The organism is Halobacillus aidingensis (assembly GCF_900104185.1).
Lineage (GTDB): Bacteria > Bacillota > Bacilli > Bacillales > Halobacillaceae > Halobacillus > Halobacillus aidingensis.
This window is the reverse complement of record NZ_FNIZ01000005.1, coordinates 89,669-104,496: the sequence shown is the minus strand read 5'-3', so window position 1 is coordinate 104,496 and position 14,828 is coordinate 89,669. Positions and strand designations below refer to the sequence as shown.

Genomic DNA, 14,828 nt, shown 5'->3' with positions numbered 1-14,828 from the left:
TCAGATATGATGGATGATAAGAGGAAGGGTGGTTCTATGGTTTTAAAGAGGGATGGATTTGGTGGATCCAGGTATTATCCCGAAAATAGTGAATTATCCATACTATGTACATACGAGGATCAAGGAAACACCTTTGTAATCATTCAATACCTGGACCTCCCTTTCAGTTACCGGTTGATCAATAGAGACGGATTATTTTTATTAGAGGAAGAGCTCTCTAATTTTTTGTACAACCAAATTGATGAAATTGACGAAGGCATATATGAAGATGTTAACCTTGCCAAAGAAATTACTGAATTGATGACGACATAAAAATAAAAGCACGAAAGATGTTTTCACATCTCTCGTGCTTTTTCTTTTAACTGGCTTTATGTTCTAAACGTAAGCGGTCCGCCACCATGGCGATGAACTCACTGTTTGTCGGTTTTGCTTTCGTGTTGGAGATCGTGTAGCCGAACAGGGAGGAAATGGCATCGATATTTCCTCGATTCCATGCAACTTCAATCGCATGCCTGATGGCCCGTTCCACCCGGGATGCCGTTGTGTTATATTTCGTTGCAATATCAGGATAAAGGACTTTTGTAATCGAGCCTAGAAGTTCAAGATCATGGTACACCATCGTAATGGCTTCCCTTAAGTACTGATAACCTTTAATGTGTGCAGGTACTCCCACTTCATGGATAATGTGAGTAATACTTGTATCAAGATCAGGTTTTCTCGATTTAGTTGATGTGTAACTGTTCCCTAATGCACGATTGATCGGGTCACCCGCATGTTTAATTTGACGTACTTGCTCACCAAGATGGTCGAGGTCGAATGGTTTCATCATAAAGTAAGCTGCTCCAAGTTCAACCGCTTTCTTCGTGACTTCTTCCTGACCGAACGCCGTCAGCATAATGACTTCCGGATGCTTGTCCATGTCTTTCAGTTTGTTCAAGACAGCAAGACCGTCTAAATGCGGCATGATGATATCCAGAATCAACACATCTGGTTTCTTCTCCTCAACCATTTGAAGACAATCTTTTCCATTATAGGACGTACCAACGACATCGATATCTGATGCATCCTCAAAATATTCCTCAAGTAGCTTTACAAGCTCACGGTTATCATCAGCCAAACAGACTCGAATCTTTTCCATTTATTTTTCCTCCTTACAAAATAGTCCTTCTTTTTCCGTAATACACATATTCGACACCCAGGAATTTAACCCTCTTTTATTATAACAAAAAAATTTCAATATTTGAGATTATCTTGAAAATGCTTTAAAATACTCACGCATTCGCATAAATTCGACATTCACTTGTATCATTTGTCGAAATTTGTCGATTAAATAGTAATGGATTACATTAAAAAAAGAAGAGCCCGTAGGAAGGCTCTTCTAACTTGCTTTTTGCTTATTGATATTATCTTCGTATATTTCTATTCCGGCTTCTTGTAGCATCCATTCAATGTGTACACCATACCCGCTTGTCGGGTCATTGACGAACACATGAGTGACTGCACCAATGATTTTTCCATTTTGAATGATCGGGCTTCCACTCATTCCCTGAACAATACCACCTGTTTTATCAAGTAGTTCAGGGTCTGTGATTTTAACAATCATTCCTTTTGTTACCGCCGATTTTTTCGGCATGTTACTGACGATTTCCACATCAAAGGTCTGCATTTCTTCACCATCTAACACAGTCATAATCTGTGCAGGTCCTTCTTCGACTTCTTCTGCAAATCCGACAGGGACCCCTTTAGGATACGTCTCATTCTTCATATCCCCATCCAATTCCCCAAAAATGCCGAATGGTGTGTTTTTGGTAATCGTTCCTAAACGATCATCTCGTAAAGAAAATTTTGCTTTTTTCTCCCCAGGAATTCCCTGGCTTCCTTTTTCAATAGAGGTTACGTGGGAACGAACAATCGTCCCTTCATGAATTTCGATTGGTTTCTTCGTATCCATATCGGAAATCACATGGCCAAGTGCTCCATATTTCTTTGTTTCTGGATCATAAAACGTCATCGTCCCGATACCAGCAGCTGAATCACGGATATAGAGACCAATTTGATATTCCTTCTCCTGGGCGTTAAAGACAGGGGTTAATGAGGTGGAAATTATCTCTTTCCCTCGCTTGATCTTTAGTTCAATGGGTTTCTCCGCTTCGCCGGACTCTTTGACGATGGAGGACAGCTTTTCCATACTATTGAGTTCTTGGCCATTGCCTTCAAGGAGAATGTCACCAACGAGGACATCCGCTTCCTCCCCCGGTGATTTCTTCGTCTCCCTTTCACCATTGACTAAATGGTGTCCGACGACTAGAACTCCTTTTGTATGCAATTCGACCCCCACCGACTGGCCGCCAGGAATCAAACGGATGTCGCGCATTTGAGTGACATCTGTTTTCTTGAGCGGAACTCCGGCGAACTCATAAAAGACTTGGTGATCATCAGTGGATGAAAAAGCAGTCAACGCTTCTGTATCTTCAAAATCAGAAAAGACTTCTGAATCATTGGATGCACTGATTTTTACATCGGTAGGGATGGACAGATAATCATGAACAGGGGCTATCAAAGGTAAAATGAGCATGAACAGCAGGAGAACGGAACCACATATATATTTAAATGTCTGTTGATCTTTCACGGGTTCACACTCCTTATCACTCCAGTACCAACTAAATGGCTTACTTATAATGTGGTCTTCCACAGGGATTTTTAAACGAGCATAATCACAGTAATTATAGTACCCTTTCCCTTGTGTAGAAACATTCTCCAACGTATATGTAAAGATTGGAATATAGAATGGAATTTTGAGGAGACTATAATATAAATAAAAAAAGCGTATGGATGTAACATCCATACGCTTATCCTTTGTTCATTCAACGTTTCTTATGTTTATCAGCCATGAGAAGCAGTTCACGCGCATGTTCAACCGTTGTTTCTGTCAGTTCTGCGCCTGTAATCATTCTGGATATTTCATCTGCTTTCTCATCATATGTCAATTCTTTTGCTGCTGTATGAGTTCGATCATTATCCACTCTTTTTTCAATTCTCACGTGAGTATCGGCCATAGCAGCTACTTGTGGGAGGTGTGAGATACACAAGACTTGCGACCCTTCCGATATCCCGTAGATTTTTTCAGCAATCGCTTGAGCTACTCGACCGCTGACGCCCGTATCTACCTCGTCGAAAATCACACTCGTAACGCCTTGGTGTCGTGAAAAGATGCGCTTCAAAGCGAGCATAATCCGCGACATTTCTCCTCCCGATGCAACTTTATGTAATTCTTTTAGTGGTTCTCCTGGATTTGTGGTAATTAGGAATTTAACGATGTCTATACCATTTGGGAGCAATTGTACGGGATGCCCATCAAGCTCAGGATCGGATTCCCGTCCTTCTTTCAAGTTGATATCGACAGCAAAAGATGCTTTTTCTAAATACAAATCCCTTAATTCTTCATGGATGTATTCTGATAAAGTCGCTGCTGAACTCGTCCTAATGTCATGAAGGGCTTTCGCCTCCAGCACAGCATCCTGACCCAGCTCATGAATTTCACTTTCCATCTTATTCAAGTGAGAATCCTTATTTTTAATCTCATCAATCTCTTCCTCAATCCTCGAGGCGTATTGAAGCATATCATCGACCGTTGCCCCATATTTCTTCTTCAAACGATTCAACTCGTTTAAGCGTGATTCAATTTGATTTAAACGCTCAGGATCAAACTCAAGCGCTGCCATCTGATTGCTTAATTGGAAGGTCAACTCTTCGATGATATAGTAAGAGTTCGACATTTCTTCTGAAAGTTTGGCCAGTTCCTCGTCCACGTCTGCCGTACTCTCTAGTGATGTCATAGCATGACTCAGCCAGTCCAGGCCTTTTTGTTCGCCATATAAGGAATAATAAGCATCATGGATTCCTTGATAAATCTTTTCGTAATTCATCAGCTTTTTACGCTCTTCTGAGAGTTCATCATCTTCTAGTGGCTGCATTTCAGCTTCTTGGAGTTCTCGCAGCTGAAACTCAAGCAAATCCAAGCGCTGCGCCATTTCTTGTTCATTTTCGCTCAGTTCCTTGTAGCGTTTCTTCAAGACACGGTATTTGTCATATACCCGATGGTATTCTTCCAAAGAAGATTTCATATCGTCATCTGAAAAAATATCGAGGAGTTCGATATGACGGTCTGGATCCATCAGTGATTGTGTTTCATGCTGACTATGGATATCGATTAAGGAATGACCGAATTCTTTCATAATTCCAAGTGTGACCAACTTCCCGTTCACTCGGCAAATACTCTTTCCTTGATGGGTAATGGTCCGTTGGAGAACCACCATTCCATCTTCCTCAATATCGACGCCAAACTCTTTTCCCACTTTATGAATGGGATGATCGTTTCCTACGGTGAACAATCCTTCAATTTCGGCTTTTTTTGTTCCATGGCGCACGAACTCGACAGACCCTCGTCCACCAGATAGCAGTTGAATGGCATCGATAATGATCGATTTACCCGCACCTGTTTCTCCTGTGAGTACGGTGAGACCTTCTTTGAACGTAATTGAAATTCGATCAATGATTGCAAAATCACGAATAGACAATTCTGTTAGCATGAAACTTTCACCTCAGTTATAACATATTGAGCAGCTGCTCACTTATTGTTTCTGTTTGTTCTGCACTGCGGCAAATGATCAAACATGTATCATCCCCACAAATCGTACCCATGATTTCATCCCATTCCAAATTGTCGACGAGTGCCCCTACCGCATTCGCGTTTCCTGGCAGAGTTTTTAAAATGATGAAATGACCTGCCCGATCAATGCTGACAAACGCATCCATCATCAAACGTTTTAATTTTTCAAAAGGATTAAAACGCTGATCCGCAGGCAAGCTGTATTTATAACGCCCATCCATCATAGGTACTTTGACAAGGTGCAATTCTTTAATATCCCTTGAAACTGTGGCTTGAGTAACATTATAGCCCATACCCTTTAATCGATCGACTAACTCATCCTGGGTTTCAATGTCGTCATTCGTAATCAATTCCCTGATTTTGATATGACGTTGTCCTTTATTCATGACCATCCTCCGTTTCCAGTCCTTCCATAAGAAAAGGGCTTTTCATAAGCCCTTTTACGTTCATTATGCGTTTTTACGGTGCGCTTCATGCGCTTCTTCAACGACCGCCTCAATATTGATTTCTTCTGAAATCCCGCTTTGTCCATCTCCATTCAAACGTAAATGGACAAGAAATTCGATATTCCCGTCTCCGCCTGTGATTGGCGAAAAAGTGAGTCCATGTACAGAATAGCCGTGTTGAGTTGCAAAATCAAGAATATTTTCAATTACCTGTCTATGTATGGACGGGTCTTTGACAATTCCTTTTTTTCCTACCTGCTCACGTCCAGCTTCAAATTGAGGTTTGATCAAGGCAACGACATCACCTTCTTTATCCAACAGCGTCGCTAGTACTGGAAGAATAATTTTTAACGAAATAAAGGAAACATCAATCGAAGCAAATTGTGGCTGGCCTTCCTTCAAATCTTCTTTTGTCACGTACCTGAAATTTGTTCTCTCCATGACAATGACTTGTTCATGGTTACGAAGGCCCCAATCCAACTGGTTATAACCGACATCGATCGCATAACTAAGCTTCACTCCATTTTGCAAACCGCAATCTGTGAAACCTCCGGTAGACGAGCCGATATCGATCATCACTTTATCCTTTACTGAAAGGTCAAAAAACTTTAAGGCCTTTTCGAGTTTCAACCCGCCCCTGCTTACATAAGGAATGGCTTTACCTTTGACTGTAAGCTCTGTGTCTTCTTCGATTTTTTGACCAGGCTTATCCAGACGGACTTGATTATGAAAAACAAGCCCTGCCATAATGGTTCGCTTCGCCTTTTCGCGAGTTTCCACATAACCTTTTTCTACTAAAAATACATCTAATCTTACTTTTCTTCCCATATACTTAAGCCCTTTGCTGTTTATTCGGTATCATTTGTTTCAGATTTTGTACGATGTGATCGGTCGTTAACCCTATTTCTTCCCAAAGCTTTTGGACACTGCCATGTTCAATGAAACGATCTGGTACACCCATACGTTTGACCCATTGAGAGGAGTATTCATTTTCCTCTGCAAACTCTAAAACGCTTGAACCGAATCCACCTTGAAGGACACCTTCTTCTACAGTGAGGATCGGCATACCCGCTTTCATGATGTCATGAAGCATCGCATCGTCCAATGGTTTGATGAATCGCGCATTCACGACTTTCACTGAACGGCCATCGTTTTTCATTTTTTCACTAGCTTCAAGAGCCATGTCAATAGTCGTACCAAAGGTCAGGATAACGGCATCCGTTCCTTCTTTTAAGACTTCCCAGCTTCCAATTGGAATAATCTCGGGCTGTTCATCTGTTTGTACACCTTTTGCATTCCCTCTTGGATAACGAATTGCAAAAGGACCATCCTCATAGTGGGTAGCAGTATGAACTAGATGCTGCGCCTCATTTTCGTCTTTAGGCATAGAAATCACAAAATTCGGAACAGACCGTAGGAAAGCAATATCGAAAACACCCTGATGGGTCTCTCCATCCGCCCCTACTAATCCAGCTCGGTCGATGCCAAAAATAACGTTTAATTTCTGCCTGGCCACATCGTGGACGACCTGGTCATATCCCCTCTGTAAAAAGGTAGAATAGATAGCCAAAAACGGTTTCATTCCCTGTGTAGCTAGACCGGCTGACATTGTCGTTGCATGCTGTTCAGCTATTCCTACATCAAAAAGACGATCAGGGAACTCTTCACCGAATTTCTCTAATTTAGAACCGAGAATCATCGCTGGTGTTACGGCAACGATACGATCATCCTGCTTTGCTTCCTTACGCAATGCCTCACTGATAACAGAACTCCAAGCAGGAGGAGCACCCACAGGTTTAATTTTTTCACCTGACTCCATTTTGTATGGACCTACACCGTGCCATTTGTCTTTTACATCGGTCTCTGCAGGGTGATAGCCTTTTCCTTTTTGTGTCATTACATGGACGATGACAGGGCCGTCCGTCTTTTTGGCGTAATTCAAATTCTCGATAAGATCATTGAAGTCATGCCCATCTACTGGACCATAATACGTAAACCCAAGTTCTTCGAAGAACATCCCAGGTACTACAAAGTACTTCATGCTATCCTTCAGCCGTTCTGCCGCCTGTGCAATTCTTCCTCCGACAGCAGGGATTTTCTTCAATACCCACTCAAGATCGTCTTTTACTCGGTGGTATTTCCCTGCGCTTCTCATCCTTCCCAGCGCACCGTGAAGAGCCCCCACATTTTTAGCGATCGACATTTCATTGTCATTTAGGATAACGGTTACATTCTTCTTCTCGTGTCCGATGTGGTTCAAGGCCTCTAAAGCCATTCCACCTGTAAGTGCTCCATCACCGATGATCGGTAAAATCGAATGCTTTTCTTCTTTCAAGTCCCTCGCAATGGCCATTCCCATCGCTGCGGATAAAGAAGTGGAGCTGTGTCCTGTCTCCCATACATCATGTTCACTTTCGTCACGTTTCGGAAAGCCGCACAGCCCTTTATATTGGCGGAGCGTATCGAATTGACCTCCACGACCGGTCAAGATTTTATGGATATAAGATTGGTGGCCTACATCCCATAGAAAACGGTCCTCCGGGCTTTTATATACTTTATGAAGAGCGAGGGTAAGCTCAACGACCCCAAGGTTAGCTCCCAGGTGGCCTCCTGTCGTAGCCAGGTTTTCAATGAGGAACTGCCTCGTTTCATCTGCCAATTGCTCTAGTTGGTTGGTATTCATATCCTTCAGAAGTGAAGGGTCTTTAATTTTACACAGATCCATTGAAGGACCCCCTTGTATTTATCTTGATTTTTTAGTGGACGACGGTGCACTTGTTACTATTCTTACTTTCAGCCGCTTTTCTAACCATGAAATGACCTTTGCAGCGAAGAAAATAATATCTGTGGACTTATTGATGGCAAAAAATTTACCAAGGGCTTTTCCACCGACAGTAAGTGCAGCTACAATACTTGTCAGGATCACAGATATGACAATTTGGACCGTTGATCCGTCACTATAGCCGAAGTTGTTGGCCAGTTGGATGACGACAACCGCAGACGCCGTACCACTAACTATACCAGATATATCCCCTATTACGTCATTACAGAAACTTGCGAATCGATCAGCGTTTCTGACAATGGCAATCGCTTCTTTTGCTCCGTTCACCTTTTCAGAAGCCATCGCATGGAAAGGCTGCTCCTGAGCAGCTGTGGCTGCGATACCTAGCATGTCGAAGACGACACCCGTAAAGACGATAATGAATACAAGGACGAGGCCGATGATCCATACGACTCCACTTAAAACGGAAGAAGATATAACTGAAAAAATAGCCGCTAACACGAATGTGATAACGGCGATACTCAAACTGAATTTTAAAGATTTTTTTAATTTGTTATCCATATATACCCTCTATATCACTAAATTGATATGTCTTATGTAAGGAAAGGAATGGTCATGATTCAAGTAAAAATTGCGGCTTAGGTCTAGTAGGTTTTCCCAGTCGAGTACCGAATGTCACCATTCTGGCGGTTCCCCTTTAAACTCGACTCAGCCCCGTCTCCGGCAACTGGACTAGATTGCCACTTAGTCCGCACTATAATTCCTAAATCATGTCCTGGGAACAGTCTAGGGGATTTCCCCGACAGCCTTTAGCCGTTCCTTAGCCTCTTTTGCAGTTCTGATTTCATATAGTTTCTGCATCAGCACCTCAGTGGCCATCTGAAGCTGCGTGATGTTCACTGACTATAATCCCCTCAAGAACCACTCAAGGCAGGCTACGCTGCGCATATAGATGTTACTCCATATGCTGCAGGTTCATACCCCATTTCATAACAGCATCTGGCTCAGATGCCATTACAATAATGGGCCTCCGCGGAAGCAGGGTCAACGCCCACATGCCTTTGTGGATCGCCCTGCGACCTTAACTCCCAGCATCGACCCAAGGCTGGGCGCCTCAAGCCAACACAAGGAACTTCATCGATGTGCCCTTCGGCGGATTTTTAGGCCCGCCTTCAGGAACGGAGGGCCGACTAGAATACTGCACCATTCCTTTTGTAATCATAATATATCACATTTTGTCACGTGGCTCAATCGAAATCATTCTGCTCAATGATCACGTGTGCTCAAATAGTGAATAAGCTCAGAAAGAGTGGTTCCCTCAACACCTGCATTTACCAGAGCCTGTTGAGCCTTTTGAACGTATTTATCCTTTTGCGCTATTGCTCCATCTAATCCAAGAAGCTGTGGGTAAGTACTTTTATGGTTGCCTTCATCACTGCCCGCAGGTTTCCCGATAACCTCAGAGTCTCCTGTGACGTCTAGGATGTCATCTTGAATTTGAAAAACAAGCCCAAGTGCTTCAGCCATCTCGGTCATTTCTCCGAGGACCTTTTCTGAGGCTCCGCCTAAATACGCTCCAGCGAGGATAGAGAACCTCAGCAATTGCCCTGTTTTATTCCTGTGAATATTTTCAAGGGCTTCTAAAGAGATTTTAGTACCTTCACTCAGCATGTCCTGCATCTGCCCTTCAACCATGCCTCTCGCACCGCTGGCTTTCGTCAATTCACGAACTAAATAAACGCGTTCAGCATCATTTAATCCCGCATCCTCCGTAATCACCTGGGAACTTAGCGTCAATAATGCATCTCCTGCAAGAATCGCGGTTGCTTCATCGAAGCGCTTGTGATTCGTTGGTTTTCCTCGTCTTAAATCATCATCGTCCATGGCAGGGAGATCATCATGAATCAGGGAATAAGTGTGAACCATCTCGAGTGCTGAGGCGACTCCCGTCACTCTCTCTTCAGGAACACGAAAAGCTTGAGCTGTCGCCATTAATAGGATTGGGCGCAACCTTTTCCCTCCAGCGTGAATGGAATATAACATAGAGTCCTGAAGACGTCCTGAAACCGTATAGTCACGGACAAGCATTTCCAGTTGCTGATTAATTCGTTGTCTTTTTTCTTTAAGGTAGTCAGCTAAATGCACCGTTCAGTCTTCCTCCTGGACAGAGAACGGTTCCAACTCACCGTGTTCATTCATGATTTGTTGCATTTGAGTCTCAACATTTCCTAGTTTTTCACTACAAAGCTTGGACAGCTTCATTCCCTCCTGATAATACTGGATCGCTTTTTCCAAGGGAACTTCTCCTGTTTCCAACTTCTCTACAATTTCTTCAAGCTGTTTCATCGCTTCCTCAAAACTGATGGTTTCCTGCTTATCTGTCATTTTCATCCTCCTTTACATCCGTTACGTGACAATCAACGATTCCGTCCTGCATTTTCAAGGAGAGGGATTGGCCATTTGTGATCTCCGAAGTACTTTTTATGACATCTCCAGATACGTCAAAGGGAACAGCGAAGCCTCGCTTCATAATGTCTAAAGGGTTCACTAAGGTCAGTTTATCGACATTTGCATAGAACCGTTCCTTTTTCTGCTGAAGAAGGGCTTGAAACCGCTTCTGCAACTGGTTCGTCTGGCGCTCCAGAGACTCTGCGCCTTCTTTGATTTTTAACTCAGGCCCTTGCTGTCGTAACCTCCGAGCCATGTTCCCCCAATGAACATGACTCGTTTGATGAAGGTGCTTCATTTGAATGGCCATACGTTCTATGACCCTATCCAAGTCTTGCTCTTTTTGCTTCATCATCTGTTCAGGGTACTTGAAAGCATATGACTTTTTTAAACGCTCCAATTGTTGCTTCGCTTCTGTTTTTTTCACTTCCATTGCCCTTTGAAGACGGTGATCCATCGCCTTGACCTGATCCCCTAACTCTACAATGGATGGAACAGCAACTTCAGCAGCCCCCGTCGGTGTTGCTGCTCTTACATCTGCCACAAAATCACTGATGGTCGTGTCCGTTTCATGACCCACGGCCGAGATAATAGGGATTTCAGATGCAGCAATCGCTCTTGCAACCACTTCTTCGTTGAATCCCCATAAATCTTCGATAGAGCCTCCGCCCCGACCAACAATCAAAACATCAACATCCATTTTTTCGTTCGCATACTGAATGGCATTGACTACAGAGGAAGCCGCCCGCTCCCCCTGGACGAGCACAGGTAGGACTGTGACTGGCACAATAGGATAGCGCCTTTTTATCGTTGTCATAATATCTCGAACAGCTGCCCCTGTAGGAGAAGTAATGACACCAATGTGTTTTGGGTATGTAGGAAGAGGCTTTTTACGCTCTAGAGAAAACAAGCCCTCTTTTTCCAATCTTTCCTTCAACTGTTCAAAAGCATAGTAAAGAGCTCCGATTCCGTCCGGTTGCATTTCTTTAATATACAGCTGATATTGACCCATAGGTTCGTAAACATTGATTTCCCCTTTGACGAGGACGTTCATTCCATTCTCAGGCACAAACTTAAGGGAACGGTTATTTCCAGCAAACATAACGGACTGGATTCTGGCCTGGTCATCTTTTAAGGAGAGGTACATATGCCCACGGCTGTGGTGTTTGAAATTCGAAATTTCTCCCCTCAACCAAACCGTTTTCAAATGCGGATCCCCTGAAAGTTTACGCTTAATGTACTTCGTTAGTGCCGTAACGCTCAAGTACTGATCCTGCATACCCATCCTCCTTACTGATTATGAATTCGCTTGGCCGCTTTAATCGTATTATGGAGGAGCATGGTGATGGTCATCGGGCCTACACCTTTAGGCACTGGAGTAATATGGGAAGCTACTTCTTTCGCAGACTCAAAATCCACATCACCAGTCAGCTTACCATCCACACGGTTGACTCCTACGTCAATGACAACCGCTCCTTCTTTAATATCTTCGGCTGAAATTAAGGAAGGTTTACCTGCAGCAACGATAAGAATATCTGCCTGCTTCGTATGCGACTGCAAATTTTTTGTACGGGAGTGGCAATGGGTAACTGTTGCGTTTTCGTTGAGCAACAGTTGACCTACTGGTTTCCCAACCAAGTTGCTACGGCCGATGATCACCACATGCTTTCCTTCAAGTGTGATGTCTGCACGTTTAAGCATGACGAGTATTCCATACGGTGTACATGGGAAAAAGGTGTCCTGGCCAGTCATCATTTTGCCGACATTTGCCGGGTGAAATCCATCCACATCCTTTTCTGGATGAATGGCTTCAATGATTTTTTGGTCAGAAATATGGTCAGGCACTGGTAATTGAACAAGAATTCCGTGCACAGTAGGATCCTGATTCAATTTTTCAATCAAGTCCAGCAGTTCCCGTTCAGAAGTTTCCACTGGTAATTCAATGAGATCAGAATCCATACCGATTTTCTCAGAAGCGCGCTGCTTTCCTTTTACATAAGACATCGAAGCAGGATCTTCACCCAATATGACGACGACCAACTTCGGACGAATATCTTTTGTATGCAGTGCACTCACTTCTTCTTTCATTTCTTGACGAAGATCTTCTGCCAGTTGTTTTCCATAAATCACTTCTGCTGACATGTCCCATTTCCCCCTTATTTGTTTAAACCATTTTGGATAATACGCCGTTTACAAACTTACCTGATTCATCTTCCCCGAAAATTTTCGCAAGCTCTATCGCCTCATTAATGGCTACTTGCGAAGGGACGTCTTCTTTGTATTTCATTTCATAGGCAGCCATTCGCAGGACGGTCTTTTCTACTTTGGCTAACCGTGGAAACGTCCAATTGTCGAGATTGTCAGAAATCCATTGATCCAACTCTTCTCGATTCTGCATGACTCCATGTACGAGGTCATATAAAAACTCGTCCACTTCCGGGCCTTCGACTACATGAGCAATGGCCTCATCGGTTTCAATATCACTCGTAATCGTTTGAAAAAGCGCCTGGAAAGCTTTCTCACGTGCTGTGCGTCGTTTCATCTTCATTCTCCTTTAAGGTAATATCCGTTAGAATAATAACATTTTAGCTTGATAAAAGCCATTGTAATCAGGTGATCTCAAGATTTTGCTGATCTTCAAACGAAAGAGCAGGAAGAAAACAAAAAAATCAGAAAGGGAGCGGCCCCCTTTCTGATTACTCTCACAATTCTTCTGCTTCTACTTCTTCCTCTTTACCTGATTCCATTTGTACACCGACAATGTGGACATTGATTTCATTAATATCAAGTGCTGTCATGTTTCTAAGCGCTTGCCTTGTGTTGTCCTGAATCTTTTGTGCTGTGTCAGGTATGGAAATCCCATAGTCCATGACTACATAAGCATCAATTAAAATGCCATTCTCAGTGAGCTCCACCTTCACGCCTTTTCCGTGGTTCTTCTTACCCAAGCGCTCAGCTACGCCAGATGCGAAATTGCCTCTCATTGAAGCAACACCAGCTACTTCAGAAACAGCGATTCCAGCGATCACTTCAATGACTTCAGGAGCAATCTCGATGTTACCTAATGTCGATCCATCTGTCACATTCAACAATTGCTTATCACTCACAATGACCACTCCTTTTTATGATTCATCCTTCATTATAGTATATTTCTCTAAAAACTTTGTGTTAAAGTCTCCGCCAACAAATACTTCATGTTCCATCATGCGTTGGTGGAACGGAATCGTCGTATGAACACCTTCAATGACAAATTCATCAAGGGCTCGCTTCATCCTGCGAATCGCTTCATCTCGATCACGACCATACGTGATCAACTTAGCGACCATAGAATCATAATAAGGCGGAATCATGTAGCCAGGATATGCAGCTGAATCGACTCTTACACCAAGGCCTCCTGGAGGTAGGTACATATCAATTTTTCCAGCCGAAGGCATAAAGTTTTTGTGAGGGTTTTCCGCATTGATCCTGCATTCAATGGACCAACCTTCGAATTCAATATCTTCCTGCTTGAAGGAAAGTTCATTATTATCTGCAATCAACAACATTTCTTTGATCAAGTCTACACCTGTAACCATTTCTGTAACGGGGTGTTCAACTTGGATTCTTGTGTTCATTTCCATAAAGTAGAAAGAATCATCTTCTTTGTCGTAGATAAACTCAACGGTACCCGCACCTGAATAGTTAACGGCAAGAGCAGCTTTTACTGCTGCATCTCCCATTTTCGCACGCATAGCTTCTGAAATAGCTGGAGACGGTGTCTCTTCAATCAGCTTTTGAAGGCGGCGTTGGATGGTACAATCCCTTTCACCAAGGTGAACAGCGTTGCCGTGGTTATCGGCAAGGACCTGAATTTCGACGTGGCGGAAATCTTCAATGAATTTTTCGATATAGACACCAGGATTTCCGAAAGCAGTCTCTGCTTCCTGCTGGGTCATGCGAATTCCTTTTTTCAAGTCTTCCTCATTGCGGGCTACACGGATCCCTTTTCCGCCCCCGCCTGCTGTCGCCTTAATAATGACAGGGTAACCGATCTCTTCAGCAACTTTTAACCCATCTTCTTCGTCTTTGATGATGCCTGCTGAGCCAGGCACAACAGGTACACCTGCTTCTCTCATCGTTTCACGAGCAACGTCCTTCGTCCCCATCTTTTGGATGGCGTAGGAGGAAGGTCCAATGAAAGTGATGTTACACTCTTCACACATCTCTGCGAACTCTGCATTTTCAGAAAGGAACCCGTATCCTGGATGAATCGCATCTGTCTCCGTCAATGTGGCTAGGCTCATAATGTTCGTATAGTTCAAATAACTATCTTTACTAAGCGTCGGACCGACACAATACGCTTCATCAGCCATCTGAACGTGCAATGCTTCTTTGTCAGCTTCAGAATAAACCGCGACCGTTTCAATCCCCACCTCTTTACAAGCGCGGATGATCCGGACTGCGATTTCTCCTCTGTTTGCTATCAGAACTTTTTTAATCAACG

The 14,828-nt window shown here is 43.3% G+C and carries 15 protein-coding genes; 1 reads left to right on the top strand and 14 read right to left on the bottom strand.

Annotated features, from left to right (window positions below; all coding sequences use genetic code 11):
- Positions 1-36: 36 nt before the first annotated feature.
- The gene (locus BLS23_RS06735; RefSeq protein WP_089651779.1) at positions 37-312 is read left to right on the top strand and encodes a hypothetical protein; all 276 of its coding nucleotides are present in this window, start codon (positions 37-39) and stop codon (positions 310-312) included.
- A gap of 46 nt (positions 313-358) precedes the next feature.
- On the opposite strand, the gene spo0A is transcribed toward BLS23_RS06735, so the two are convergent.
- From spo0A to accC, 14 genes are all read right to left on the bottom strand, one after another.
- Entirely contained in the window at positions 359-1,138 is a 780-nt protein-coding gene (spo0A, locus tag BLS23_RS06730) for a sporulation transcription factor Spo0A (protein WP_089651778.1), read from the bottom strand.
- A 240-nt stretch (positions 1,139-1,378) separates the two neighbouring features.
- Entirely contained in the window at positions 1,379-2,629 is a 1,251-nt protein-coding gene (gene spoIVB / locus BLS23_RS06725; RefSeq protein WP_089651886.1) for a SpoIVB peptidase, read from the bottom strand.
- 235 nt (positions 2,630-2,864) lie between these two features.
- Entirely contained in the window at positions 2,865-4,589 is a 1,725-nt protein-coding gene (recN, locus tag BLS23_RS06720) for a DNA repair protein RecN (RefSeq protein WP_089651777.1), read from the bottom strand.
- 16 nt (positions 4,590-4,605) lie between these two features.
- Complete coding sequence (ahrC, locus tag BLS23_RS06715) at positions 4,606-5,055, bottom strand: transcriptional regulator AhrC/ArgR (RefSeq protein ID WP_089651776.1); 450 nt, start codon at positions 5,053-5,055, stop codon at positions 4,606-4,608.
- Positions 5,056-5,118: 63 nt separating this feature from the next.
- Positions 5,119-5,943 carry a TlyA family RNA methyltransferase gene (locus tag BLS23_RS06710; protein WP_089651775.1) on the bottom strand — a complete coding sequence of 275 codons (825 nt, stop codon included), beginning with the start codon at positions 5,941-5,943 and terminating at the stop codon, positions 5,119-5,121.
- A 4-nt stretch (positions 5,944-5,947) separates the two neighbouring features.
- Entirely contained in the window at positions 5,948-7,840 is a 1,893-nt protein-coding gene (dxs, locus tag BLS23_RS06705) for a 1-deoxy-D-xylulose-5-phosphate synthase (protein ID WP_089651774.1), read from the bottom strand.
- 18 nt (positions 7,841-7,858) lie between these two features.
- Positions 7,859-8,458, bottom strand: coding sequence for a hypothetical protein (locus tag BLS23_RS06700; protein WP_089651773.1), 600 nt, complete (start codon positions 8,456-8,458; stop codon positions 7,859-7,861).
- A gap of 705 nt (positions 8,459-9,163) precedes the next feature.
- The gene (locus BLS23_RS06695; RefSeq protein ID WP_341845037.1) at positions 9,164-10,042 is read right to left on the bottom strand and encodes a polyprenyl synthetase family protein; all 879 of its coding nucleotides are present in this window, start codon (positions 10,040-10,042) and stop codon (positions 9,164-9,166) included.
- Between the two features lie 3 nt (positions 10,043-10,045).
- Positions 10,046-10,282, bottom strand: a complete 237-nt coding sequence (locus BLS23_RS06690; RefSeq protein ID WP_089651772.1) for an exodeoxyribonuclease VII small subunit — start codon at positions 10,280-10,282, stop codon at positions 10,046-10,048.
- Entirely contained in the window at positions 10,272-11,624 is a 1,353-nt protein-coding gene (gene xseA, locus BLS23_RS06685) for an exodeoxyribonuclease VII large subunit (RefSeq protein ID WP_089651771.1), read from the bottom strand. Before xseA ends, BLS23_RS06690 begins: the two co-directional genes overlap by 11 nt.
- A gap of 11 nt (positions 11,625-11,635) precedes the next feature.
- A complete protein-coding gene (gene folD / locus BLS23_RS06680; RefSeq protein WP_089651770.1) occupies positions 11,636-12,487 on the bottom strand; it encodes a bifunctional methylenetetrahydrofolate dehydrogenase/methenyltetrahydrofolate cyclohydrolase FolD in 852 nt (283 codons plus the stop codon).
- Between the two features lie 22 nt (positions 12,488-12,509).
- Positions 12,510-12,887: a transcription antitermination factor NusB gene (nusB, locus tag BLS23_RS06675; protein WP_089651769.1), complete on the bottom strand. Its 378-nt coding sequence runs from the start codon at positions 12,885-12,887 to the stop codon at positions 12,510-12,512.
- A gap of 160 nt (positions 12,888-13,047) precedes the next feature.
- On the bottom strand, positions 13,048-13,452 hold the full coding sequence (locus BLS23_RS06670; protein WP_089651768.1) for an Asp23/Gls24 family envelope stress response protein: 405 nt from the start codon (positions 13,450-13,452) through the stop codon (positions 13,048-13,050).
- 15 nt (positions 13,453-13,467) lie between these two features.
- Positions 13,468-14,826, bottom strand: coding sequence for an acetyl-CoA carboxylase biotin carboxylase subunit (gene accC, locus BLS23_RS06665; RefSeq protein WP_089651767.1), 1,359 nt, complete (start codon positions 14,824-14,826; stop codon positions 13,468-13,470).
- Positions 14,827-14,828 lie beyond the last annotated feature (2 nt).